The 657-nt window shown below is 52.1% G+C and carries 1 rRNA gene; it reads left to right on the top strand.

Annotated elements, in window-relative coordinates:
- Window positions 1-6: 6 nt before the first annotated feature.
- Window positions 7-657, top strand: a 16S ribosomal RNA gene (locus tag IE080_RS19395); the annotation flags it as partial.

Genomic DNA, 657 nt, shown 5'->3' with positions numbered 1-657 from the left:
AACTTTACAATGGAGAGTTTGATCCTGGCTCAGGATGAACGCTAGCGGCAGGCCTAATACATGCAAGTCGAGCGGCAAGTTGAGTAGCAATACTTGACCTAGAGCGGCGCACGGGTGCGTTACGCGTATGCAACCTACCTTATACTGTGGGATAGCCCGGAGAAATCCGGATTAATACCGCATGGTATTGAGAGATGGCATCATCACTCAATTAAAGATTTATCGGTATAAGATGGGCATGCGTAGGATTAGCTAGTTGGTAAGGTAACGGCTTACCAAGGCTACGATCCTTAGGGGTTCTGAGAGGAAGGTCCCCCACACTGGCACTGAGATACGGGCCAGACTCCTACGGGAGGCAGCAGTAGGGAATATTGGGCAATGGTCGGAAGACTGACCCAGCCATGCCGCGTGCAGGAAGACGGCCCTCTGGGTTGTAAACTGCTTTTATCAGGGAAGAAAAAGGCCATGCGTGGCAAATTGCCGGTACCTGATGAATAAGCACCGGCTAACTCCGTGCCAGCAGCCGCGGTAATACGGAGGGTGCGAGCGTTGTCCGGATTTATTGGGTTTAAAGGGTGCGTAGGCGGCTGCTTAAGTCAGTGGTAAAAGGCACGGGCTCAACCCGATGTAAGCCATTGATACTGGGCAGCTTGAGTT

The organism is Mongoliitalea lutea, assembly GCF_014652135.1.
GTDB classification, from domain to species: Bacteria; Bacteroidota; Bacteroidia; order Cytophagales; family Cyclobacteriaceae; genus Mongoliitalea; species Mongoliitalea lutea.
This window is presented reverse-complemented; position numbering and strand designations above follow the sequence as displayed.